General features: G+C 66.6%; 21 protein-coding genes. 11 read left to right on the forward strand and 10 right to left on the reverse strand.

Annotated elements, in window-relative coordinates:
- Positions 1-71 precede the first annotated feature (71 nt).
- The 9 genes from rpmH to ACWD04_RS17060 all read left to right on the forward strand — a co-directional run bounded on the left by rpmH (position 72) and on the right by ACWD04_RS17060 (position 6977).
- On the forward strand, positions 72-209 hold the full coding sequence (gene rpmH / locus ACWD04_RS17020) for a 50S ribosomal protein L34 (RefSeq protein WP_014047156.1): 138 nt from the start codon (positions 72-74) through the stop codon (positions 207-209).
- An 18-nt stretch (positions 210-227) separates the two neighbouring features.
- A complete protein-coding gene (gene rnpA, locus ACWD04_RS17025; protein ID WP_099173276.1) occupies positions 228-599 on the forward strand; it encodes a ribonuclease P protein component in 372 nt (123 codons plus the stop codon).
- Complete coding sequence (gene yidD / locus ACWD04_RS17030; protein ID WP_451132611.1) at positions 596-955, forward strand: membrane protein insertion efficiency factor YidD; 360 nt, start codon at positions 596-598, stop codon at positions 953-955. Before rnpA ends, yidD begins: the two co-directional genes overlap by 4 nt.
- Positions 956-958: 3 nt before the next feature.
- On the forward strand, positions 959-2227 hold the full coding sequence (yidC, locus tag ACWD04_RS17035) for a membrane protein insertase YidC (protein WP_451132613.1): 1269 nt from the start codon (positions 959-961) through the stop codon (positions 2225-2227).
- A gap of 14 nt (positions 2228-2241) precedes the next feature.
- Positions 2242-2751 (forward strand): Jag family protein, encoded by a 510-nt coding sequence (locus ACWD04_RS17040; protein ID WP_451132615.1) that lies wholly within the window; start codon positions 2242-2244, stop codon positions 2749-2751.
- Positions 2752-2850: 99 nt separating this feature from the next.
- Positions 2851-3567, forward strand: coding sequence for a 16S rRNA (guanine(527)-N(7))-methyltransferase RsmG (rsmG, locus tag ACWD04_RS17045; RefSeq protein ID WP_351275220.1), 717 nt, complete (start codon positions 2851-2853; stop codon positions 3565-3567).
- 293 nt (positions 3568-3860) lie between these two features.
- Entirely contained in the window at positions 3861-4955 is a 1095-nt protein-coding gene (locus ACWD04_RS17050; RefSeq protein ID WP_451132783.1) for a ParA family protein, read from the forward strand.
- On the forward strand, positions 4952-6052 hold the full coding sequence (locus ACWD04_RS17055) for a ParB/RepB/Spo0J family partition protein (protein ID WP_451132618.1): 1101 nt from the start codon (positions 4952-4954) through the stop codon (positions 6050-6052). Before ACWD04_RS17050 ends, ACWD04_RS17055 begins: the two co-directional genes overlap by 4 nt.
- A 307-nt stretch (positions 6053-6359) precedes the next feature.
- Positions 6360-6977: a GNAT family N-acetyltransferase gene (locus ACWD04_RS17060; protein ID WP_451132620.1), complete on the forward strand. Its 618-nt coding sequence runs from the start codon at positions 6360-6362 to the stop codon at positions 6975-6977.
- 81 nt (positions 6978-7058) lie between these two features.
- On the opposite strand, the gene trxA is transcribed toward ACWD04_RS17060, so the two are convergent.
- The 7 genes from trxA to ACWD04_RS17095 all read right to left on the reverse strand — a co-directional run bounded on the left by trxA (position 7059) and on the right by ACWD04_RS17095 (position 16524).
- Positions 7059-7394 (reverse strand): thioredoxin, encoded by a 336-nt coding sequence (trxA, locus tag ACWD04_RS17065; RefSeq protein ID WP_451132622.1) that lies wholly within the window; start codon positions 7392-7394, stop codon positions 7059-7061.
- A 45-nt stretch (positions 7395-7439) separates the two neighbouring features.
- Positions 7440-8411 carry a thioredoxin-disulfide reductase gene (gene trxB, locus ACWD04_RS17070; RefSeq protein ID WP_451132624.1) on the reverse strand — a complete coding sequence of 324 codons (972 nt, stop codon included), beginning with the start codon at positions 8409-8411 and terminating at the stop codon, positions 7440-7442.
- A gap of 126 nt (positions 8412-8537) precedes the next feature.
- Entirely contained in the window at positions 8538-9464 is a 927-nt protein-coding gene (locus tag ACWD04_RS17075; protein WP_451132626.1) for an anti-sigma factor family protein, read from the reverse strand.
- Positions 9461-10165 carry an RNA polymerase sigma factor SigM gene (gene sigM, locus ACWD04_RS17080; protein ID WP_451132628.1) on the reverse strand — a complete coding sequence of 235 codons (705 nt, stop codon included), beginning with the start codon at positions 10163-10165 and terminating at the stop codon, positions 9461-9463. The genes ACWD04_RS17075 and sigM overlap by 4 nt, the downstream gene beginning before the upstream one ends.
- A 25-nt stretch (positions 10166-10190) precedes the next feature.
- Positions 10191-11891, reverse strand: a complete 1701-nt coding sequence (locus ACWD04_RS17085) for a serine/threonine protein kinase (protein WP_451132630.1) — start codon at positions 11889-11891, stop codon at positions 10191-10193.
- A gap of 129 nt (positions 11892-12020) precedes the next feature.
- Entirely contained in the window at positions 12021-14177 is a 2157-nt protein-coding gene (gene murJ, locus ACWD04_RS17090; RefSeq protein ID WP_451132632.1) for a murein biosynthesis integral membrane protein MurJ, read from the reverse strand.
- 49 nt (positions 14178-14226) lie between these two features.
- Positions 14227-16524, reverse strand: coding sequence for a DUF6049 family protein (locus tag ACWD04_RS17095; protein ID WP_451132634.1), 2298 nt, complete (start codon positions 16522-16524; stop codon positions 14227-14229).
- 180 nt (positions 16525-16704) lie between these two features.
- On the opposite strand from ACWD04_RS17095, the gene ACWD04_RS17100 reads away from it, so the two are divergent.
- Positions 16705-18147, forward strand: coding sequence for a CCA tRNA nucleotidyltransferase (locus ACWD04_RS17100; protein WP_451132636.1), 1443 nt, complete (start codon positions 16705-16707; stop codon positions 18145-18147).
- A gap of 96 nt (positions 18148-18243) precedes the next feature.
- Here ACWD04_RS17100 and ACWD04_RS17105 read toward each other — a convergent pair whose 3' ends face one another.
- From ACWD04_RS17105 to ACWD04_RS17115, 3 genes are all read right to left on the reverse strand, one after another.
- A complete protein-coding gene (locus ACWD04_RS17105) occupies positions 18244-19533 on the reverse strand; it encodes an MFS transporter (RefSeq protein WP_451132638.1) in 1290 nt (429 codons plus the stop codon).
- Between the two features lie 91 nt (positions 19534-19624).
- Positions 19625-20707: an inositol-3-phosphate synthase gene (locus ACWD04_RS17110; RefSeq protein WP_451132640.1), complete on the reverse strand. Its 1083-nt coding sequence runs from the start codon at positions 20705-20707 to the stop codon at positions 19625-19627.
- A gap of 62 nt (positions 20708-20769) precedes the next feature.
- A complete protein-coding gene (locus tag ACWD04_RS17115) occupies positions 20770-21471 on the reverse strand; it encodes a helix-turn-helix transcriptional regulator (protein ID WP_451132642.1) in 702 nt (233 codons plus the stop codon).
- A 386-nt stretch (positions 21472-21857) separates the two neighbouring features.
- On the opposite strand from ACWD04_RS17115, the gene ACWD04_RS17120 reads away from it, so the two are divergent.
- The gene (locus ACWD04_RS17120) at positions 21858-24539 is read left to right on the forward strand and encodes a transglycosylase domain-containing protein (protein ID WP_451132644.1); all 2682 of its coding nucleotides are present in this window, start codon (positions 21858-21860) and stop codon (positions 24537-24539) included.
- The last annotated feature ends 72 nt before the right edge of the window (positions 24540-24611 follow it).

Below are 24611 nucleotides of genomic sequence, written 5' to 3' on the forward strand. Positions count from 1 at the left end.
GTTCCTCGTGGGCGCACGGTGACAGCCAGGCGATGTCCCGCCAACACACGAATCATTTCTGGAGCCCCCGAGTGAGCAAGCGCACCTTCCAGCCGAACAATCGTCGTCGCGCCAAGACCCATGGCTTTCGCCTGCGGATGCGTACCCGTGCCGGCCGCGCGATTCTCGCGAACCGCCGTGGCAAGGGTCGCGCCAACCTGTCCGCCTGATCGCGGCCAGGTCATGACGTGCTGCCTACCGAGAATCGGCTGAGGCGGCGCGAGGACTTCGCAGCCGCTGTACGCCGGGGACGTCGGGCCGGACGCCCGCTACTCGTCGTACATCTACGCAGCGGTGTTACGGACCCGCACGTGACAGGGGAGAGTGCTCCCCCGCCACGTGCGGGTTTCGTTGTCAGCAAAGCAGTGGGTGGAGCGGTCGTTCGCACCGCGGTGAAGCGAAAGCTTCGCCATCTGGTCCGCGATCGGCTTGCTCAGCTGCCCCCCGGTAGCCTTGTTGTCGTACGAGCGCTGCCCGGATCGGGTGACGCCGACCATGCACAGCTGGCCCGAGACCTGGACGCCGCTCTTCAGCGGCTGCTGGGAGGGGGTGCGCGATGAAGTACCCGCTGCTGGCTCTGATCAAGCTGTACCAGTGGACGATCAGCCCGCTTCTGGGGCCCGTCTGCCGCTACTACCCGTCGTGTTCCCACTATGGATATACGGCGATCGACCGGCACGGTGCCATCAAGGGAACAGCGCTGACCGCATGGCGCATCCTGCGATGCAATCCGTGGTCACCCGGCGGCGTGGATCACGTACCGCCACGCAAACGTCCGCGTTGGCACGAACTGCTGCGCAGCTGTCTGCGTGGCGGCAAGGGCGGGGCCTCCGCCGCCGATGTGCCTTCCGGGGGGTCGGTATCCGAACCCCTGAGCCCGGCCACGGAGACCTCGCCCAAAGCTCAAGGAGCCTGATTAGTGGACACGATTGCCAGTCTGTTCAGCTTTATCACCACACCCGTCTCGTGGGTCATCGTCCAGTTCCACAAGCTGTACGGAGCGCTCTTCGGCGATGACACGGGGTGGGCCTGGGGCCTGTCCATCGTGTCCCTGGTCATCCTGATCCGGATCTGTCTGATCCCGCTGTTCGTCAAGCAGATCAAGTCGACCCGGAACATGCAGGTGCTCCAGCCGAAGATGAAGGCGATTCAGGAGCGCTACAAGAACGACAAGCAGCGTCAGTCCGAAGAGATGATGAAGCTGTACAAGGAGACGGGTACCAACCCGCTCTCCTCGTGCCTTCCCATCCTGGCGCAGTCCCCGTTCTTCTTCGCCCTTTACCACGTGCTCTCGGCCATCGCCTCGGGCAAGACGATCGGCGTCATCGACCAGCCGCTGCTGGACAGCGCCCGTCAGGCGCACATCTTCGGCGCTCCGCTGGCTGCGAAGTTCATGGACAGCGAAGAGAAGGTCCAGGCGCTCGGCGCCTCGCTGACCGACGTCCGTGTCGTGACCGCGATCATGATCGTGATGATGTCCGCCTCGCAGTTCTTCACGCAGCGCCAGCTGATGACGAAGAATGTCGACCTGACGGTCAAGACCCCGTACATGCAGCAGCAGAAGATGCTGATGTACATCTTCCCGGTCATCTTCGCCGTCATGGGCATCAACTTCCCCGTCGGTGTCCTTGTGTACTGGCTGACCACGAACGTCTGGACCATGGGTCAGCAGATGTACGTGATCAACCAGAACCCGACGCCGGGCAGCAAGGCGCAGGACCAGTACCTGGGTCGCCTGCTGAAGAGCGTGACGTCTCATGGCGAGGTGCGTGGCAGGACGCGGCGCAACACCGTCAAGCGGATCGTTGCCAAGGGACCCGACCGCAACGACATCGAGCGCAAGTTCATCACCGGTCTGGCCAAGCTGGGTCTCGCCGCCCAGGATGACGGGACAGTCGCGAAGAGCGAAGCCGCCGTCCTTGAAGCCGAGGGCGGGGCTGCGGCCAAGCGGCAGCAGCCCAAGCGCCAGACCAAGGCGAAGCGGCACACCGCTGCCACGCATCCCGGCACGGCGAAGGACTCCGGCTCCACGGGCTCGGAATCCAAGACCTCGCTGAAGAAGCAGGACGCATCGCAGGACGACAAGCCGAAGCCGGCGGGCAAGCCCGCCGCGTCCGGCTCCTCACGCCAAGCCAAGTCCGGACAGCGCAAGGGCCCGCAGCGGCCCAAGCACCCGTCCAAGAAGTAAGAAGGAGTCCATCCGTGACGGAAGGCACCACCACCACGGCCGCTGAGGGCAGCGACACTCTGACTCGCCTGGAGCAGGAGGGGGAGATCGCGGCTGATTACCTCGAAGGCCTGCTCGACATCGCTGACCTCGACGGCGATATCGACATGGATGTGGAGGCGGACCGGGCTGCGGTCTCGATCATCAGCGACTCGGCGCGTGACCTGCAGAAGCTTGTGGGCCGCGACGGTGAGGTGCTGGAGGCGCTCCAGGAGCTGACGCGGCTGGCAGTTCACCGTGAAACAGGCGACCGCAGCCGCCTGATGCTGGACATCGCCGGTTTCCGTGCCAAGAAGCGTGAGGTTCTGGCCGCGCTGGGCGCCAAGGCCGCGGATGAGGTCAAGAGCACGGGTGAGCCGGTGAAGCTGGAGCCGATGACACCGTTCGAGCGCAAGGTCGTGCACGATGCGATCGCGGCAGCAGGTCTGCGCAGCGAGTCCGAGGGCGAGGAGCCGCAGCGCTTCGTCGTCGTTCTCCCGGCCTGACCGGATCCTTGTACGATCGGCCCCGTCTGTTCGCAGGCGGGGCCGATCTTTGTCAGCCTCATAGTCAGCGTGCTAGTGCGGTACGGAAGGACGGTCCCCGTGACGGAGGAAGCAGAGCTCCCTCAGGCGCCCAAGGAGGCGCAGGCGGTATTCGGTGAGTTCTTTCCAGAGGCTGTCAGGTACGCGGAGTTGCTCGCGGATGCGGGCGTCAAGCGGGGACTGATCGGTCCTCGCGAGGTTCCCCGCCTGTGGGAACGCCACCTGCTGAACTGTGCGGTGCTCTCCGAAGTGGTCCCCGCCGGTGTCACGGTGTGCGATGTGGGCTCGGGCGCTGGTCTTCCCGGCATCCCGTTGGCACTGGTACGACCTGACCTGAAGATCACGCTACTGGAGCCGTTGCTGCGTCGCACGAACTTCCTTCAGGAGGTCGTCGAGCTCCTCGGGCTGGATCATGTGACGGTCGTCCGCGGCCGGGCCGAAGAGGTGCTCGGGACGCTGCAGCCCGTCCATGTAGTGACGGCCCGGGCGGTGGCCCCGCTCGACCGGCTGGCCGGATGGGGCGTGCCTCTGCTCCGCCCGTACGGCGAGATGCTGGCGCTCAAGGGGGGCACGGCCGAGGAGGAGATCCAGGGAGCTCGCGCCGCTCTGAGTAAGCTGGGAGTGGTGGAGACCGAGGTGCTCCACGTCGGTGAGGGCCTGGTGGATCCTGCGTCCACGGTGGTGCGCGTGGTGGTTGGAGAGAGCCCGGGCGGTGTGAGGTTCGCCGCAAAACGGGCCAAGGCCGCACGGGTGGGCCGGACGCGACGCCGTCGATGAACGTGAGCTAGGCCAGCCTGGTTTATTTGCTTTTCATGCGCATGAGGCTCTTTGTGCTGATGCTCCATGCAAGCAGCGATATGTGTCGCATGCGGAGTGTCGAGAGCCTGCCGCTGTACTGCAGGGGCATCGTGTTTCACGTGAAACGTCGCTCTCTGCTGCAGGGAATCATCGGTCGCGGTCGCGCGGCTGGCGCGCCGCGCAACCGCAAGCCCGTACGGGCTACCGAGTTGTCCACAGAACCGGATTCGTCCACAGAACAGATGGCCTCGCTGGTTCGTGACCCCGAAAGCATGGCAGGCTCTGTTCATTGCGAGCCTGAAGTCGAGGAGAGTGAATCCTTGCGGTCCGACGCCAACATCGCGGGACCGATGACCGACCCGGTCCCCGGTCCCCGTACCGAGTCCCTGGGGGACGGTGTTTCACGTGAAACACCGCCACCGATGGACGACACACCTATTGGTCGTGCCGCTCAGTTGGCGGTCGAGGCCCTTGGCCGCGCCGGCGAGGGCCTCCCGCGACCCGACCGAACACGCGTCATGGTCGTGGCCAACCAGAAGGGCGGGGTGGGCAAGACGACCTCGACGGTCAACCTTGCCGCCTCGCTCGCACTGCACGGTGCGCGTGTCCTGGTGGTGGACCTCGACCCGCAGGGGAATGCCTCCACGGCTCTGGGCATCGACCATCACGCAGAAGTGCCCTCCATCTATGACGTCCTTGTGGAGAGCATGCCGCTCTCCGAGGTGGTCCAGCCCGTCCCGGACGTCGAAGGTCTCTTCTGTGCACCGGCGACCATCGATCTCGCCGGTGCGGAGATCGAGCTGGTGTCGCTTGTCGCGCGGGAGAGCCGGCTGCAGAGGGCGATCCAGGCGTATGACCAGCCACTGGACTACATCCTCATCGATTGCCCGCCCTCGCTCGGCCTGCTGACGGTGAACGCCCTCGTGGCCGGAGCAGAGGTGCTCATCCCGATCCAGTGCGAGTACTACGCGCTGGAGGGCCTCGGCCAGCTTCTCCGCAACGTCGACCTGGTCCGGGGGCACCTGAACCCTGACCTTCACGTCTCGACGATCCTGCTCACCATGTACGACGGCCGAACCAGGCTTGCTTCACAGGTAGCCGAGGAGGTGCGCAGCCACTTCGGTAAGGAGGTGCTGCGAACCAGCATCCCGCGCTCCGTGCGCATCTCGGAGGCGCCGAGTTACGGGCAGACCGTCTTGACGTACGATCCGGGCTCCAGCGGCTCTCTGTCCTATCTCGAGGCGGCCCGTGAGATCGCACTGAGAGGCGTCGGAGTGCATTACGAGGCCCAGCACGCACCTGCGGGCGAGCCGGCCCACACGGGCGTCCAGAACAGTCGGCAGAGCCATTCGGAGGGCATGCAGTGAGCGAGCGTCGTAGAGGGCTGGGGCGTGGACTCGGTGCACTGATTCCCGGAGCTCCGCAGGAGAAACAGATCGCAGATCCGACCTCCGGTACGCATGCAGTGGGTACGGCTCCCGTCATGACCGCCGGTCGTGGGGTGGCCGCTGCGAAACTGGCCGCGCTCCCCTCAGAAGCGGTGATCCCGGAGCCGAGCTCGCCAGTCGAGGATGTGGAGCCCGCCGTTGGTCAGACCGATGGCACCGAAGCGTACTTCGCTGAGATTCCCCTAGATTTGATCACGCCCAACCCCAGGCAGCCCCGCGAGGTCTTCGGCGAGGACGCTCTGGCAGAACTGGTCACCTCCATCAAGGAGGTCGGTCTCCTCCAGCCCGTCGTCGTACGCAAGGTTGCCGAGGACAGCTTCGAGCTCATCATGGGTGAGCGCCGTTTGAGGGCGTGCGACGAAGCAGGTCTGGAGCGCATCCCGGCCATCGTCCGTGCGACCGATGACGAGAAGCTGCTCCTCGACGCACTCCTGGAGAACCTGCACCGGGCTCAGCTGAATCCTTTGGAGGAGGCGGCGGCGTACGACCAGCTGCTGAAGGACTTCAAGTGCACGCATGACCAGCTGGCGGACCGGATCGGCCGGTCCCGCCCCCAGGTGTCGAACACGCTGCGTCTGCTGAGGCTGTCCCCGCCGGTGCAGCGCAGGGTCGCGGCAGGGGTTCTCTCGGCCGGTCATGCGAGGGCCTTGCTGTCGGTGGACGACTCCGAGGAACAGGATCGCCTGGCTCTCCGCATCGTGGCCGAAGAACTGTCGGTGCGCGCGGTCGAGGAGATCGTGCGTCTTCTCGGATCCAAGCCCACGAGCTCCGCGAAGCCCCGTAAGCCCAAGGCCGACGGCAGGGGCGCAGCCACTCTGACCGATCTCGCTTCGCGCCTTTCTGATCGGTTCGAGACGCGGGTGAAGGTCGATCTAGGGCAGAAGAAGGGAAAGATCGTCGTCGAGTTCGCCTCGATGGAGGATCTGGACCGCATTCTCGGCAGCCTTGCTCCTGGTGAGGAACGCGTGTCGGAACAGAGCGTCGAGGGAGAGCAGGCTGAGGCCGACGAGGCCTGACTCTGCTGGACGGCAAAGGGCGGGTCGAGTTCTGGGAAGTTCTTCCGGAACTCGGCCCGCCCTTTGCCGTCTCTCGGTGTTCCCATCACCTCTGGGTGGATACGATGCGTTCTGGTATGGCGTATCCACCACCGCGATTCACCGCAGAGGAGGCGGGGGCCGTGCGATCAGTGAATCGCAGCCACCTGGTATCAGTCGGGTTGGGGCTTGGTGCTGTCGGGGGGTTCTTCGGCAGCCTGTTCCGAGAACGGAGTGCGTTGGCAGCCGCACGTGATGCGGCGGGCGAAGGAAGCGAGGAACCGCCTACATGGGGCGTCGGCTTGTACCGCTCACACTGGACAACCTTCCGGATCTCCCCAGACGTTGCCGCTCGTGTGTCTTCTGGGAACTTGATCCGGTCAGCGGGGAAGCTGCGGTAAAAGCAGGCAGGCCTGAGCTCGAGAAAGAAGCCTGGATCTCCGCCGTGCTCCTGGAGTGGGGCTCCTGCGGGCGGGTCGTCTACGTGGACGATGTCGCAGCCGGCTTCGTTCTCTACGCACCGCCTGCGTACGTTCCCCGGGCCATGGCGTTTCCCACCAGCCCGGTATCCCCCGACGCCGTGCAGTTGATGACCGCGCTGATTGTGCCGGGTTTCCAGGGGCAGGGATTGGGCCGCGTGATGGTACAGACAGTCGCCAAGGACTTGCTCCGACGGGGCTTCAAGGCGATCGAGGCTTTTGGCGACGCACGGTGGAAGGAGCCGGCCTGTGTCCTGCCGGCGGATCACTTGCTCGCGGTCGGCTTCAAGACGGTGCGCCCTCACCCCGTGTATCCCCGGCTGAGACTTGAGTTGCGCACGACGCTCTCCTGGAAGGAAGACGTCGAGCTGGCATTGGACAGGCTGCTGGGCGCCGTACAGAAGGAGCCGGCGCTGCGACCTCTCTGAGTACCCTGACCGCTTACTGAGAAGCATGCAAAACGGGCCCACCCTTCGGGGTGGGCCCGTTTCACGTGAAACAGTCAGTCGCTACTTCTGCACGATGAAGTTCTCGAGGTCGCGCAGAATCGCGGCCTTCGGCTTGGCGCCGACGATGGTCTTGGCGACCTCGCCACCCTGGTACACGTTGAGGGTGGGAATGGACATCACGCCGTACTTCGCCGCAGTGGCCGGGTTCTCGTCGATGTTGAGCTTGACGATCTCGATCTGGTCGCCGTGCTCAGCCGCGATGGCCTCCAGCGAAGGCGCGATCTGACGGCAGGGGCCGCACCAGGCGGCCCAGAAGTCCACCAGTACGGGCTTCTCGTTCTTCAGGACGTCCTCATCGAAGGAGTCGTCGGTTACGTTCTTCAGGGCGCCGGCCACGGCGGCCTCCTTAACTTCGCGGGGTGTGGGGGTTCGGGGGAGCAGTCAGACTGCCGGGGTCTTCTCCGGTTCGGCGAGCTGCTCGTCGGAGAGCGCGGCCAGGAACCGCTCTGCGTCGAGAGCTGCCGAGCAGCCGGTCCCGGCGGCGGTGATGGCCTGGCGGTAGGTGTGGTCGACGACGTCGCCGGCGCCGAAGACACCCTTCAGGTTGGTGCGCGTCGAGGGGGCCTCGACCTTGAGGTAGCCCTCGTCATCCAGGTCGAGCTGGCCCTTGAAGAGCTCCGTGCGGGGGTCGTGTCCCACAGCGATGAACAGGCCCGTCACCGGAAGCTCGGAGGTCTCGCCCGTCTTGGTGTTGCGCAGGGTGAGGCTGGAGAGCTTCTGGTCGCCGTGGACCGTGGCGACCTCGCTGTCCCACGCGAACTTGATCTTCGGATCAGCGAAGGCACGCTCCTGCATCGCCTTGGAGGCGCGCAGGGAGTCGCGGCGATGAACGATCGTGACGGACTTGGCGAACCGGGAGAGGAAGGTCGCCTCCTCCATGGCGGTGTCGCCACCACCAATCACGGCGATGTCCTGGTCCTTGAAGAAGAAGCCGTCGCAGGTGGCACACCAGGAGACACCGCGCCCGGAGAGCGCGTCCTCGTTGGGTAGACCGAGCTTGCGATGCTGGGATCCCGTGGTGACGATGACGGCCTTGGCGCGGTGGACCGTGCCCGCGGTGTCCGTGACGGTCTTGATCTCTCCGGAGAGGTCGACGGAGACCACGTCGTCGGGGATGAGCTCGGCACCAAAACGCTCTGCCTGGGCGCGCATGTTGTCCATGAGCTCGGGGCCCATGATTCCGTCCTGGAAGCCCGGGAAGTTCTCCACGTCGGTGGTGTTCATCAGCGCGCCGCCGGCGGTGACGGCACCCTCGAACACCAGGGGCTTCAGCGACGCGCGAGCGGTGTACAGGGCGGCGGTGTAACCAGCCGGCCCAGAGCCGATGATGATCACATTACGGACGTCGCTCACGGGTTCTTCCTCGTCTCTGCGGACTGCCTGCTGCCTACTGGGGTCGGTTCCACGACTCTCACCCCACCCAACGGATCCTAAGGGGCATGCATTCCCGAAATACCGGTCCGGCTGCCGGCAAGGCCCTCAGGGGCGTGTGTAGGAGTGCGTGAGCAGGAGTTGTCCCTTTGCCGCGGGCGTGGACTTCACGCAGGCTGCGTCGACGACGTAGGCCTGGACGCGGCTTGAGTCGGTCGCATGGGGCAGCACGACAAGGAATGCAGCTGTCCCTTGGTAGGTGCCCTCGTCGATAGCGAGGGCGGGCGCGTTCCGGCCGATTCCCTGTTGCACGCAGGGGGGAACATCCACGATGGGGGCGCGGAGGGGAGTACGGGGGGACGCCCCGTCGGGGGACGGGTCCCCCGGGGACGACTTGGCGTCGAGAGACGGTTTGTCCGGGTCATAGCCCGGAGCCTCGGAAGCCCTTGTCTCGCTCATGAGCGTATGGACGCGGCCTTCGAGTGTGCCCTGGGAAAAGTCCCCTTGGCTCTTCTGCGCAGCGCTGGCTCCTCGGTCGGCCATCGTGTCGGCCGAATCCTGGGACGGTCGGAGAGACTGGAGCAGGAAGACGCTCATGGCGACCGCCGCCGCCCCGAAGGCGGTGCCGAGGATCAGCGTGCGGCGCCGACGGCGTGACGGACCCCGACCGGGGCCAGTGGCGCCGCGTGGACGGCCGACGGGCCGGGGCGCGGTCGCGACCTCCGTCGGCGCTTCATATGTTTCACGTGGAACAGGCATCGCCGTGTCCGGCACCTTGGCGGCAGACGCTGCCTCCGATGTCAGCGCCGCGTCGATCCGGGCGGTGACGTCCTCAGGCATGGGCTCGCTCAGGGGCAACATCGCCCCCAGGAGCGAGCGGACCTCTTCCAAGGAGGCGTAGATGTCGCCACAGTCTCCGCAAGCGTCGATGTGGCGGCGGAGCGCCTCCTCGCGGGGTGGAGGGAGGAGGCCTTCGGTGAGGTCCGAGATCTCAGAGACGTCCGGGTGCTGAGTCGTGTCGGCTGTGGATGTCATGCGAGCTCACCTCCGCCCTTCACAGCTGCAGGGTCACCGTCGCCTGCGTCTCTCGGTGCTGACGCCGGTGGGACGAATGTCCCGTGCGTCCGGTTCCTTTCCATGGAGCCATCCTTGCTGCTGTCTCCTCTGTTGCTGCGTAGATGGGTCAGCAGGGGGAGCAGTCTGGCCCGGCCTCGCGCACAGCGGCTCTTCACGGTGCCGGTCGGTACGCCGAGGATGCGAGCGGCTTCGGCGACGGGGTAGGCCTGCATATCCACGAGGACCAGAGCGGCGCGCTGTTCGGCAGGCAGGGTGGCCAGCGCGGCCAGAAGCTCGCGGTGCAGGTCGTGCCGCTCAGCGGGGGCCTCGGCGGATTCATGCGGCTCCATGAGCTGATCGAGCCGCTCGGCGTCGTCGACCGGAGAGGTCTTACGCGAGGCCGTCTTGCGGGCACGGTCCAGACAGGCGTTCACCGTGATCCTGTGCAGCCACGTGGTGACGGCGGACTGGCCGCGGAAGGTGTGGGCGGCACGGAACGCGGAGACAAGGGCATCCTGCACGGCGTCGGCGGCCTCCTCGCGGTCGCCGAGTGTGCGCAAGGCCACGGCCCAGAGCCGGTCACGGTGCCGCCGGACGAGCTCACCGAAGGCGTCCCGGTCGCCGGCGACGTGCTGGGCCAGGAGATCCTGATCGCTGATGTCGGTGAATCTGTTGTCCAACGGTGAGCCCCCTCCCCTGGTGCCGTCAGCTCGTGATCTTGATGTCCGAGATCTTGCCTCGGTACCTGCCGTCGTCACTACTCAGCGGAACCTTGGTCAGCCAGACCAGAACGTACCGCGCCTGCACCGGCTTGTCGGGCCTGAGGGACACCTTTGTCCCGGAGCCCTGCGCGACCGCGGTGAACCCGTCGGGTGACTGCGGAATGGACGAGCCGTCGGCGGTCCTCAGTTCGACCGAGGTGCTGCCGCCGAGGAAGGACACGTCGACGTTGCCCACCTCCTGCACTTTGCCCAGGTCGAGGACGATTCCCACGCCGTCCTTGAGGTTGCCGAAGGCGGAGGTGTAGTAGCCGTCGGTGCTCCAGTACGAGCTGGCATCCCCGTCGTAGGCATTCTTTATCGACGCGGGCTTCTCCGAGCCGTCTGTGCCCTGAGGATCGTAGTCCCGGGCGGTGGCGATGCTGACAGGCTTGTCGGGTTCGACTGCTTTCTTGTCGCTCCCGTCTTCGGAGGACTGCGTGGGGGTCGGCTCCCCGGAGTCGTTGTCCCGGTTCAGGACGGTCTCTGCCAGCTGCCAGCTACCGAGGCCCAGAGCCGCGATGAGCAGCGCGGACACCGCCCACTTGAGCGCCTTGCCCGTGCGGCTCTGGAGAGGGGGCGGAGGGACTGAGATGACAGGCTGGGCGGTGGAGCCGGGGCGCGAGGACGGGCGCCCGTACGTGCCCTGCTGATAGGTCGTGCGCTGGTACTCCGGCGGCGCGGTGAAGGCGGGTTCCGGGGGGAGAACGCGTGGCATGGCCGCGACGGCCTTCGCCAGCTCATCCGGGGTGGTGCACGGCTGTTCCTGTCGCGACGCGGTGGCGCCGTCGTTGGCGAGCGCGCGCATGGCGAGCTCCGACAGACCGCGGTGGACGCCGGCACGCACTTGGTCCGGGGGAATCAGGCCCAGGTCCTTGGGGAGCCCGGAGAGGCCGTAGGCGTCGCTCTCGTAGGGCCAGCGCCGGGTCAGGGCGGCGTAGAGGAGTGCGCCGATGGCCTCGGTGTCCGTGCGCAGGGGCTGGTCGGCGGTGATGCCGCGCAGTGCGGCGTTCACGGCCAGACCGCGGATCCGGTACTGGCCGGTCGAGGTGCGCAGTACGGCGCCCGGCGTGAGACGCAGATGTGCGAGCCCTTCGCGGTGTGCGGCGGACATGGCCTGCGAGATCTGACTCACGAGCTGGTACGCGTCGTGGGCCTCCAGAGGGCCACCGGCCAGCAGCGCCGTGAGCTCGGTGGCGTCGGGGAGCCATTCGTGGACGACGTAGACGAGGTCGTCCTCCTCCACGGCGTCCAGGACCTGGACGAAGCGAGGGTCACCGAGAAGCGCGGAGGAGCGGGCCGCGGCCAGCACCGAGCGGGCGCGCGGGTGATCGGCGGGCAGCAGATGCACACCCACCGCGCGCCGTAGTTTTTCGTCGACAGCGCGCCAGCTGCTGAATCCGTCCAGCCGGGTGACGCACTCCTCGAGCCGGTACCGACTGGCCAGCTTGTGACCGCTGTGCAGGTCGGGTGACGCCGGTACGGCGTCCGAGCTGTCATGTCCGCTCGGCGCGTCCTGCGGGCTTGCGCCCTCTTCGTTCTGGGTATGTGCCGTCCCGTCGGTCGTGGCCGCGTCCGCCTTGGCGGTCAGCGGCTCGTCGCCGCTGTTGTCGGCCACGTCGACAGCGGCCGTGCTACGTTCCGCCACCGTCGTTCCTGCCTCCCCATCCGTTGCGCGATGCCAGCCAGCTCGCCACAGTCACGCCAATTGTGCCCACACTCCGGCGCTATGCACGACACGCGGTGTCCAGCGATGGTTGTGCGGTTCGAAGCGCATTCAGCGGCCGAGCCGTCCCCGGACCATGCCGACCATGCCGTTGAGCTCCTCGATACGCATCTTCTTCGCAGCGACGAAGAAGATGCCCAGCAGGACGACGCTGCCACAGACCAGTGCCACCACCGAACCGCCGGCTCCGTCACCCAGGGCCGTCAGGAGAGCGAAACCCACCCCGCCGCCGACCACTGCCGCGGGGATCGCGGCCAGGCAGAGACGGGCGTAGGTACGCACCACACGGGCGCCGTCGAGGTCGCCGCCGAGCCGGTTGCTCAGTCGTCGCCAGGCGATACCGACGCCGACCGTGTAGGCCAGCCCGTAGGAGGCAGCCATCCCCACGACTGCCCACTGGGCCGGAAGAACCACGTAGCAGAGGGCGGAGGCCGCGGCATTGACCGCTGCGACGATGACCGTGTTGTAGAAGGGGGTGCGGGTGTCCTCGTACGCGTAGAAGCCGCGGAGCACGACGTACTGCACGGAGTACGGGATGAGGCCGAGGCCGAACGCCATCAGGATGAAGCCCATGGACCGTGCGGCCTCGGTGCCACTGGAAGCGTAGAGCAGGGTGCACATCGGGAGACCGAGCGCGACGAAGGTGAAAGCGACCGGGACGATGGCCACCGCCGAATTGCGCAGACCTTGTGAGATGTCGTCGCGGACAGCCCCGGGGTCGTTGTCATGGGCGGCGCGGGAGATGCGGGGCAGCAGGGCTGCCATGACCGAGACCGTGATGATGGCCTGAGGCATGCCCCAGATCAGCTGGGCATTGGAGTAGGCGAGGAAGCCCGTACCGTCCTTGCCCGACAGCTTGCCGGCCGCGGTCGCCAGCTGCGTGACGACGATGACGCCGGCCTGGTTGGCCAGAACGAAGAGAACCGTCCACTTGGCGAGCTTGATCGTCTTTCCGAGCCCGTGTCCCTTCCAGTCGAAGCGGGGACGGAAGCGGAATCCGGCCTCCCGGAGGTACGGGATCATGGCCAGGGCCTGGACGGCAAGACCGAGCAGCGTACCGATGCCGAGCAGACGGACACCTTCGGCAGGGATCGTCTCCACGCCCATCCGGGATTCGGCCGAGGAGCCGTAGACCCAGATGAACAGGCCGAAGGTGAAGATCATGACGATGTTGTTGAGGACCGGGGTCCACATCATCGCGCCGAATTTTCCGCGGGCATTGAGGATCTGGCCCATGACGACATGGACGCCCATGAAGAAGATCGTCGGCAGGCAGAAGCGGGCGAAGGCGACGGCCACGCTGTTCGCCGCGGCATCGTTGGCGATGGTCGGGGACATCATGTGGATGAGCCACGGAGCAGCAAAGACGGCGATACCGACGATCACGCCGAGGGCGACCATGACGAGCGTCAGCAGCCGGTTGGCGAAGGCCTCGCCGCCGTCCTCGTCGTCCTTCATGGACCGGACGAGCTGGGGGACGAAGACCGAGTTGAGTCCGCCGCCCACCGTCAGGATGTAGATCATCGTCGGCAGGGTGTAGGCGATGGTGAAGCTGTCACCGAGCAGAGCCGCGCCCAGCGCCGCAGTGATCACGAGGCTGCGGACGAAGCCGGTGAGCCGGGACACCAGGGTGCCCGCCGCCATCAGTGCGCTGGACTTCAGTATCCCAGCGGCCCGCCCGCCGGACTTAGGCGGTACGGGCGGAGCCGCTTCAGGCTCGGGAGAAGGACCGGGAGGCCGGCCCGACCCTTCCTGGTCACGGAAGAGGTGAGCGAAGGCGTCCTGTTCCCCACGGTCGCCGGAAGCCTGCGTGACCAGGTCGTCCACGCCTACGTACTGGGTGGTCGCGGCGTTGTCGCCGTACGGCAGGTGCCGGGAAGGGCCTGCGGGCTCCGGTGGCGGCGTCTGGGCCCAGATACGAGGGTCAGGGGCGTGCTGGGCTGCCGGAGGCTGCTGATAGAGGGCCTGCGGCTCCTGATAGGTGCCCGGAGGCGGTGGCGGATGTGAAGCGCGGTCATAGAGTGCCTCGGCCACCGGATCCTGCGCGACGAGGTCCTGAGCACGGTACGGATCGTGGTCGTACGCGTGCTGCAGGTAGGGGTCGGTTACCTCCCCGCCCTGGCCGGTGCCCGGTGGTACCGGCGGACCGCCGGAAGAACCTGCTCCGCCCGCGCCCTGGCCGCGGTCACCGTCGTACGGCGCGTTCATCGAAACCCCACCTTATTGTCCCCGGCCGACAGGCCACGACAGACATCGCTCAACGGTCCACTTTCTCACCCGGGCCCGAGGGGTTTCCGCTTCCCGGACCGGTGTCCGGCGTAGGGTCACTCGGCTGCTCGGGTTCGCCGTCGCTGTTCTCCGCCGCGCCGGCGGCCACGGTGCGCTTGCGGTGGGTGTACATCCTGATGCCCGCCAGGACCAGCAGCAGCAGACCGCCGGCGATCACCAGGAGCACCGTCGGTGTGACTTCCGAGACCTTTACCGTGAAGGTCATCGCTTCGCCGTACGGAGCGCCGTCCGCGGTGAACAGCCGTGCGGTGACCTGTGCCTGGCCGTTGGCATTGGCCGAGGCGTCGAATTTTACGGACTGGCTGTGTCCGCCCGCGATGTCGACAGGCTGTTCGGCGACAGCTCCGCCGTCGTTGAGCTTGAGACGGGTGGCGTTGCTCGACGTCAGACGGAGCACGAGGTGATCGACACCCTGAACCAGTTTGTTCTGCACGGTCACCGGGATCGTGGCGCTGCGTCCGGACAGGGTCACATCCGACTTCGAGATCAGCTGGACCTCATTGGTGAGGCCCTGCAGATAGGTGCGGACCGCATCTCTGTACCGCTGGGCCTCCAGCGGCCTCCCGCGCCATGACGTCGACACGGAGCGGTTGATCGCGTTCCCGAAGGGGGTGACCACCCGGTCCGGCTGCGTGAGGATGACCTGGAGACGGTTGAGCGAGTCCTGTGTCGTCCTGATGTCCTGGAACGCCTGGGTGGGCAGCTCCTGGCTTCGCAGCTTCTTCGGGTACTTGGAGGCCCGGGGCACCTTGGTGGTGGCCCGGGCATCGGGTTTCTGTTCGGCCGCCGCCGTCAGGTCGAGGGGCTGCGTCCAGTGTTCGGCCGTGAGGGCCTGCAGGGCGCGAGCCATGGTCTGTGCCTGGGCGGCGTCGGGAGTCCGCTGCGGGGCGACGACGATGCTGCGCTCGCTGTCAGGGGCCTGCTCCGTCAAGGTCAGCGTCTGAGCCAGGAATTCCTGGACGGCGAGTGTCGAGGCGCCGGCCTTGGCCATGTCGCCGGTGAACGCGGTGGAGAGCCGGTAGTCGGAGACGACGGCGGTGGTGCCCCCGCCGATCGGCCGGGCCGAGGTCGGTGTGTAGGGCAGCCCGCCGGTCTCCTTGAGGCTGTCGCTGCGGGCGATCACCTTGTGCGCACCGGCTGAGGTGGCGACGTCGACGACCGAGGGATCGATCGCACCGTCCACCGGCCAGGCGAAGTCGGTGGACGGCTTCACGTGAAGGACGGTTTCCACCGTCGTGGCCGCGACCTCGGTTGCCGTCTGCAGGTGACTGAGGGCACCCGAAACGTTCTTGCCGCGGTGGGCGATGGACGCGAGATCGGGGTCGGCGAACGGCAGGGCCACCACCTTCCCGTCCTTGGCGGCCGCCTGTAGATCCATGAGCCATTTCTTGGCGATGGCCTGATTCTTCCCCGCGACTGTGGTGTCACCGACCTTGACGCGGTAGTTCTTCGTCATCGCGTCGACGGAGGCCAGCAGGTCCGGATCGATCACCCACGTCACGGGGAGCTGCCGCCCCAGTGAGACCAACTGTTCCAGGCGGCCGCCCGGAGCGAGCTCGAGGGCCAGGTCGTCATCGGCGAATACAGGGGTCTGCTGTTCGTCGGAGCCTGTCTCGGCGGTGACGTGTGCTGATGCGATCAGCGGCCAGAGGAAAGTGAGCTTGGTCTTGCTCTCGGCGTCTTCCGGCTGCCACGGAAGGAAGGTCCGCTGGATGCCGAGCACCTGGTCGTAGGCGTAGTCGGTGGTCCGGCCGGTAAGGGATACCCCGAGCTGGTAGACGCCCTCGGCGTCCAGGTCCAGCTTGTCCACCGGGACGGAGAGGGTGAAGTCCTGGCTGATCCCGGACGAGAGCTCGGGAACCTTCAGTGTGTACGCGTCGCCGAGCTTGGCCGGGTCACTGCCGGGCAGATATCCGGTGCGCTTGGCGGCCTCGTCGACAGCCCCTCTGTCCGACAGCTGCGGCCCGACGCGCAGGTCGACCTCAGCGTTCGTGACCGCTTTCCTGCCCTTGTTGGTGAGGGTGCCGGAGACGATGAGTGTGTCGCCTTCGACCGGTGCGCTGGGTGCGAGCGTGTCCAGGGACACGTCGACGGTGCGCGATCCGGTGGGCGCCTTCGACACTTCCTCGGCTTGGGCCGAGGGTGTTGCGGGACCGGCCAGGAGGCCGGCGATCAGCGGTGCCCCGACGATCAACGAGGCTGCCTGCCGGAGCCACCGGCGGGCAGGGGAGGGATTCATCCCCTGAAAGTCTTCCGCCTCGGCCACGCGTACCCGTCCCTCGTCGTCGTCAGCTTGTACCGGCCCTGCCGGTCTCTGCGTCCCCGCATGGTAACGATGTGCCGGACGCCTGAGTGCCGGGGACCGTGCCACATGATCGGGAGAGTCTCGCAGGGCCGCAAGAAACGATGACGCCCGGGCCGGTCGGTACACGTACCCTTTTCTGTTGTGCCGAATGCCAACGAAGACAGCCCCCGTGCACTGAGCCAGGTGCAGCACCGCGCAGTCAGCGAACTGCTGCGGGTGTCCCCCGTCGCCGATGACCTCGCTCACCGATTCCAGGAAGCCGGATTCAACCTTGCCCTGGTCGGTGGGTCGGTCCGCGACGCGTTGCTCGGCAGACTCGGAAACGACCTGGACTTCACGACCGACGCCCGCCCGGAGGCCGTACTCAAGATCGTCCGGCCCTGGGCGGACTCGGTCTGGGAGGTCGGAATCGCGTTCGGCACCGTCGGCTCGCAGAAGGACGGCTACCAGATCGAGGTCACGACCTACCGGTCGGAGGCGTACGACAGGACCTCGCGCAAGCCTGAGGTCTCCTACGGCGACTCGATCGAGGACGACCTCGTGCGCCGTGATTTCACTGTCAACGCCATGGCCGTCGCGCTGCCGCAGAAGGAGTTCGTCGACCCGCACGGCGGCCTCGATGACCTGGCGCAGCGTGTACTGCGCACTCCTGGCACACCGGAGGCGTCCTTCTCCGACGACCCGCTGCGCATGCTGCGCGCCGCACGCTTTGCCGCGCAACTGGACTTCGAGGTGGCCCCCGACGTCGTTAAGGCCATGACGGACATGGCGGGACGCATCGAGATCGTCTCGGCCGAGCGGGTCCGGGAGGAGCTCAACAAACTGCTGCTCTCCGCTCACCCCCGCAAGGGACTGGGGCTTCTCGTGGACACGGGCCTGGCCGACCGGGTCATGCCCGAGCTCCCCGCGCTCCGTCTGGAAAGTGATGAGCATCACCGCCACAAGGACGTCTACGAGCACTCTCTGACGGTCCTGGAGCAAGCCATCGATCTCGAGGAGGACGGTGCGGACCTGGTGCTGCGCCTCGCGGCCCTGCTCCACGACATCGGGAAGCCGAGGACGCGGCGCTTCGAGAAGGACGGCCGCGTCTCCTTCCACCACCACGAAGTGGTGGGAGCCAAGATGGCCAAGAAGCGGATGACCGAGCTCAAGTACTCCAACGACATGGTCAAGGACGTCTCGAAGCTGGTGGAGCTGCATCTGCGCTTCCACGGATACGGCGACGGGGAATGGACCGACTCCGCGGTGCGCAGGTACGTGCGGGACGCGGGACCGCTGCTGAGCCGGCTGCACAAGCTGACGCGCTCCGACTGCACGACGCGGAACAAGCGCAAGGCCAATGCCTTGTCGCGTACCTACGACGGGCTGGAGGAGCGAATCGGGCAGCTGCAGGAGCAGGAGCAGTTGGAGGCGATCCGGCCCGACCTGGACGGCAACGAGATCATGCAGATCCTGGGGGTGGCGCCCGGGCCCGTGATCGGCAAGGCTTACTCCTTCCTGCTGGAGCTCCGGCTGGAGAACGGCCCGATGGAGCGCGATACCGCGATCGCGGCGCTCAAGGAGTGGTGGGCCGCCCAGGGCTGAGGAACCCGCTGTGTTTCACGTGAAACACAGCGGTGCGCCGGGAAGTGATGCGGGGCTGCGCGATGAGGGGCGTTGTTTCACGTGAAACAACGCCCCTCATTTCTTGGTGCGGGCGTGCCGGAGCGCGATGCTCACCCGCCGTCGGCGAAGCATGGCCACCGAAACAATGGCGTAGAGCGCGGCCACGGTGAGCACTACGACGACAGACCGCCCGTCAGGGGGTAGCGCGAGGGTGGACATTCCCGCAGCGGCGACGAAGGCGACGTTGAACAGCACGTCATAGAGCGAGAAGACCCGGCCGCGGTAGGCGTCGTCCACGGAGGTCTGCACCTCGGTATCCGTCGCGATCTTCGCCCCCTGGGTCACGAGCCCGAGAACGAAGGCCGCCGCCAGCATCGGGGTAAGGGTGAACGGAAGCCCGAGCGCCGGCTCCAGGAGGGCAGCTGCCCCGGCGCAGCCCGCCAGCCAGCCGTACCGCCCGAAGCGCCCGACCGCCCACGGAGACATCAGGGCCGCCACGAAATACCCCGCGGCGGAAGAGCCGAGCGCGAGGCCGAGGAGGGCCAAGCCGTCGGCCTCGGTGTCGGACCAGGCGTAGCGGCACAGCATCAGCACCATCACGGTCAGTGCCCCGTAGCAGAAGCGCATCACGGTCATTGCCGCCAGTGCGTGAGCGGCGTCCCTTCGCTCGGCCAGATGGCGCAACCCCGCGACGAGCCCCTGTGCGGTAGTGGTGAGCGCCTCCCGTAGCGGCACGTGGCGCAGGCCCCGATCCGGTCCGAGGAGTGTGCGGGGCAAGGCCAGCGAAACCAGCGCCGAGAGAAGGTAGAGGATCGCGCCCAGCAGGACTACAGCGGCATCGGACCCGTCTGTCAGCAGCCGGATGGCCAGGGCAAGGCCCCCGCCCGCAGTGGCGGCCAACGTGCCGGCCGTCGGGGAGAGGGAGTTGGCGAGGACGAGCCGTTCGGTGTCGACGACGCGAGGGAGGGCTGCCGACAGTCCCGCCAGTACGAAACGGTTGACCGCGGTGACGCAGAGGGCAGAGGCGTAGAACAGCCAGTCCGGGACGGAACTCAGGAGCAGCAGGGCCGTGCAGCAGGCCAGAGCGGCTCGCAGCAGGTTTCCGTACAGGAAGACCTGGCGCCGGGGCCAGCGGTCGAGCAGGACTCCGGCGAACGGTCCGATCAGCGAGTACGGCAGCAGCAGCACAGCCATGGCGGACGCGATGGCACCCGGCGTTGTCTGCTTTTCCGGTGCGAAGACGACGTGGGTGGCGAGCGCGACCTGATAGACGCCATCGGCCGACTGGGAGAGAAGCCGTACAGCGAGCAGGCGACGGAAGTTCCGAAGGCGTAGGAGCACGCCCAGATCACGCACGACAGGCATGTGCGCAAGGGTCACACATGTGGGGGACCTCCGGACGGATTGCCCGGGGCCCCCACATGGAGATGTGCCGTTGAAGCAGTGACCGGCTGGATCAGCGCTCGACGTCGCCGTTGATGAACTTCTCGACGTTCTCGCGGGCCTCGTCGTCGAAGTACTGGACCGGCGGGGACTTCATGAAGTACGAGGAAGCCGAGAGGATCGGGCCGCCGATGCCGCGGTCCTTGGCGATCTTCGCAGCGCGCACGGCGTCGATGATGACACCGGCGGAGTTCGGGGAGTCCCAGACCTCGAGCTTGTACTCCAGGTTCAGCGGGACGTCACCGAAGGCACGGCCCTCGAGGCGCACGTACGCCCACTTGCGGTCGTCCAGCCAGGCCACGTAGTCCGACGGGCCGATGTGGACGTTGTCCGCACCGAGCTCGCGGTCGCGGATCTGTGAGGTGACGGCCTGCGTCTTGGAGATCTTCTTGGACTCCAGGCGCTCACGCTCGAGCATGTTCTTGAAGTCCATGTTGCCGCCGACGTTCAGCTGCATCGTGCGGTCCAGGATGACGCCCCGGTCCTCGAAGAGCTTCGCCATCACACGGTGCGTGATGGTGGCGCCGACCTGGGACTTGATGTCGTCGCCGACGATGGGCACACCGGCCTCGGTGAACTTGTCGGCCCACTCCTTGGTGCCGGCGATGAACACCGGGAGGGCGTTGACGAACGCGACCTTGGCGTCGATGGCGCACTGCGCATAGAACTTCGCGGCAACCTCGGAACCGACGGGCAGGTAGCAGACGAGTACGTCGACCTGCTTGTCCTTGAGGATCTGGACGATGTCGACCGGGGCGTCGGCGGACTCCTCGATCGTCTCGCGGTAGTACTTGCCCAGACCGTCATGGGTGTGGCCGCGCTGAACGGTCACGCCGGTGTTCGGCACGTCGGCGAGCTTGATGGTGTTGTTCTCGCTGGCGCCGATGGCGTCCGCGAGGTCGAGGCCGACCTTCTTCGCGTCGACGTCGAAGGCGGCGACGAACTCGACGTCGCTCACGTGATACTCGCCGAACTGGACGTGCATCAGACCGGGCACCTTGCCGGCCGGATCGGCGTCCTTGTAGTACTCGACGCCCTGCACCAGCGAGGCGGCGCAGTTGCCCACGCCGACGATGGCTACGCGAACCGAACCCATGCCGATTGCTCCCTGTGTGTTCTCGGTGTTCCCCGATGACGCCTTGCGGATCTGCGGGGATGTCACTTGGTGTCGTCGGACGGATCCGGCCGGGTGTCATCCCCGTGCCGGGGCAGGCCGCCCGCTTCTCCTGATGTGTCGTGCTGATTGGAGCTCTCGGGCGAGGATCGTCGCTGATCCCGTCCCGACCGCTCGCTCTCGATGAGCTCGTTCAGCCAGCGCACCTCGCGCTCCACGGACTCCATGCCGTGTCGCTGCAGCTCAAGCGTGTAGTCGTCGAGTCGTTCGCGGGTGCGGGCGAGCGAGGCGCGCATCTTCTCGAGGCGCTCCTCCAGTCTGCTGCGGCGGCCCTCGAGCACGCGCATCCGCACCTCGCGCTCCGTCTGTCCGAAGAAGGCGAAACGAGCCGCGAAGTGCTCGTCCTCCCAGGAGTCCGGACCGGTGTGCGAGAGCAGCTCCTCGAAGTGCTCCTTACCGTCTGCCGTCAACCGGTAGACGATCTTGGCGCGACGCCCGGCCATCGAGGATGCGGGGGCGCCCCCACGGCCTGCGGCGGGTGGCGAAGCCGGAACACTTCCCGGTTCCTCGATCAACCAGCCGTTGGCGACCAGCGTCTTGAGGCAGGGATAGAGGGTGCCGTAGCTGAAGGCGCGGAAGATTCCCAGCGACGTGTTGAGGCGCTTGCGCAGCTCGTAGCCGTGCATGGGGGACTCACGAACCAGGCCGAGTACGGCGAATTCGAGGATGCCGGAGCGTCTGCTCACCTTCGCCTCCTCTTCCACCTGGTGCTTCCGCAGGCTGCTGGGCCCACCCTATGCCGTGCTGATGTATCGACTCGATACATCAGCACGATAGATCGACTCGTGATGTTCGACAAGGGGGTGGTTCGTGAGCGGCGTCACATCCCCGATTCATAGGGAGTGACTTGCGTAATTTGGGGTGAAGTTCGGTCTCCGGAGGTTTTTGACCGTGCGTAGTCTGTGCGGCATGCAGACCACCGGGAACCGTGAGACGCCTCCGTGCGTCAGTAATCGCGGACTGCCGGATGTACTGCGGGTGAGCCTTCCGCAGGGCTCGTCCGCAATTCGGGGGGACCGGATCTCAACTGCCGCTTCCAGGCGCTCTCGCCTGCCCGAGGAGTAGTCGTTCGATGAGCGAGCACCGTCGCAAAACGCCGCCCCCGCAAGGTGGCGGGCGCGCAGCGGCCAGACGAGCCGCCCAACAACCTGCTGGACGTCGCACCGATTCGTCACGCAGGGCAACTTCGTCGTCACCATCCGCAGCGCACGGCGAGGAGCCGGCCTACGGCAGCCGCGCCGAAGCGCGTCGCGCCGCCCAGCGCGGCGGAGTCAGGCGGCGGGGAGGTGGAGACAGCAGCGGTCCTGAAGGCCGCGGCCGAGGTCGTGTCGACTCCGGCAAGAAGCGCGTCGTCGACTACCCGCGGGCCGGTAAGGACGGCTTCCGCCGCTGGGTCCCGTCGTGGCGGCTGGTCTCCGGTCTGTGCCTGGGTTTCCTGGGCCTGATGATGGGTGCGGCCGGCATCGCGTACGCGCTGGTGGTTCCGCCCCAGGTCAAGGACGACGCCAAAGCACAGAACAACGTCTACTACTGGGCCGACGACACTCAGATGGTCGCCACCGGTGGTTCCGTCAACCGCCAGTCGCTCGAGTACGCCCAGATTCCCGAAGAGATGCGGAACGCCGTCATCTCGGCCGAGAACAAGTCGTTCGAGGACGACAGGGGCATCGACCCCATGGGTATCGCCCGCGCCTTCTGGAACATGGCGCGGGGAGGTGACACGCAGGGTGGCTCGACCATCACCCAGCAGTACGTGAAGAACTCCATGCTCACCCAGGACCAGACCCTGAGCCGGAAGATCAAGGAACTCTTCATCACGCTCAAGGTCGGTGAGCAGGTGAGCAAGAAAAAGGTCATGGAGGGGTACCTCAACGTCTCCTACTACGGCCGGGGCGCTTCGGGACTGCAGGCCGCGGCACGTGCGTACTACAACAAGGACGCCACCCAGCTGAACGCGAGCGAGTGCGCCTTCCTGGCCACGCTGCTCAAGGGCGCGAGCTACTACGACCCCGCCGGTGCCCCCGAGGTGGACCCGGTGAATGCCACCGCAGAGAAGAACACCAGGCGGGCCAAGCTGCGATGGAGCTGGATCCTCGACGAAGAGGTGAAGGACGGCAAGATGAGCGCGGCGCAGCGCGCCACGTACACGACGTTCCCCGAGCCGATCAAGCCGAAGAAGGACGCCAAGCTCGGCGGCCAGACCGGATACCTGGTCGACCTCGCCACCAAGTACTTCATCGCGCACAACGACGAGGGCGTCACGGAGAAGGAACTGTCCCAGGGCGGCTACGAGATCCACACGACCTTCGACAAGAAGAAGGTCGAAGAGCTCGAGAAGTCGATCACGAAGGTGTACAAGGCCAAGATCGACCCGGAAAAGCGTCCCGACAAGGACACGCACGTCGAGTTCGGCGGAGCGTCTGTGGACACCAAGACGGGCGCCATCGTCGCCACGTACGGCGGTCAGGACGCGACGCAGCACTACACCAACAACGCCGACGCGACCGGTGCGCAGGTCGGTTCGACATGGAAGCCGTTCGTGCTGGCAGCCGCCATGGAGTACGGCAAGCGCGATCCCGAGCTCGGCCCCGAGCAGAGCGACTCGGAGCGTTCCCCCGTCTCGCCGAAGAGCATCTACAACGGCGACAACGAGCTGAAGATCAACCAGTACAACGGCGAGGTCTGGCAGAACAAAGAAGGCAAGGAGTGGCTCCAGACCAACGACGGGGACAAGGACTACGGAGACATCAGCCTCCGCTACGCCATGCAGGAGTCCGCCAACTCCCCCTTCGTGCAGCTCGGCATGGACGTCGGCACCGACAAGGTGAAGCAGGCCGCCATCGACGCGGGGCTGCGTGACGACGACTACATGGCGAACTCGAGCGTCCCTTCGTTCTCCATCGGTACGTCCTCGCCGAGTGCCATCCGGATGGCCGGCTCGTACGCCACCTTCGCCACCAGCGGAAAGCAGCGGGAGCCCTTCTCGGTCACCGAGGTCAAGCACAAGGGGGAGGTCATCTATCAGCACAAGACGGAGACGAAGGATGCGTTCCCGAGCATCATCGCGGACAACGTGACCGATGTGCTGAAGAACGTCGTCGAGAACGGAACGGGTACGCCCGCCCAGCTCCCGGGACGCGACGTGGCCGGTAAGACGGGCACCACGGACGGCAACAAGTCTGCCTGGTTCGTCGGTTACACCCCGCAGCTGTCGACGGCCGTCAGCATGTTCCGGATGGATGACGACGAGACGAAGAAGAACCGCCAGTTCCTGGAGATGTACGGCACCGGCGGCGAGAAGTCGATTCACGGTGCCTCGTTCCCCGCGCAGATCTGGCACGACTACATGGCCGAAGCCATGAAGGGGGAAAAGGTCGTGCGGTTCCCGAAGGCGGAACCGTACGGCGAGCTCGTCGGCGTCTTGCCCAGTCCGACCCCGTCGCCCAGTCCGACGCCTGAGCCTTCGGAGTCGGCCGAAGAGTCCGAGTCGCCGAGCCCCACTCCGACGACCCCCTCCCCCTCGCCGAGCGAGACGACGTGTGCTCCGCTCGACTGGGATTGCAAGAACGGCGACCAGGACGGCGGGGCGACCGACGGTAACGACAACGGTGGCACCACCGACGGCGCCGACGGTGGGACGGATGCCGGGGCCACGGAGGGCGGAGGGGACGCCGGGACGACCGAAGGCACGACCGAAGGCACGACGGAGGGCGAGGAGAGCGACCGCGGCGGAGTGTTCGGCGGCGGCGGCTAGCACCCAAGGGCGGCGCGCATGACGCCACCGCCCTCCGGAGGCCCCGTCAGGGGCCTGCCGGACACGCGTGAC

Source organism: Streptomyces sp. NPDC002911 (assembly GCF_053591835.1).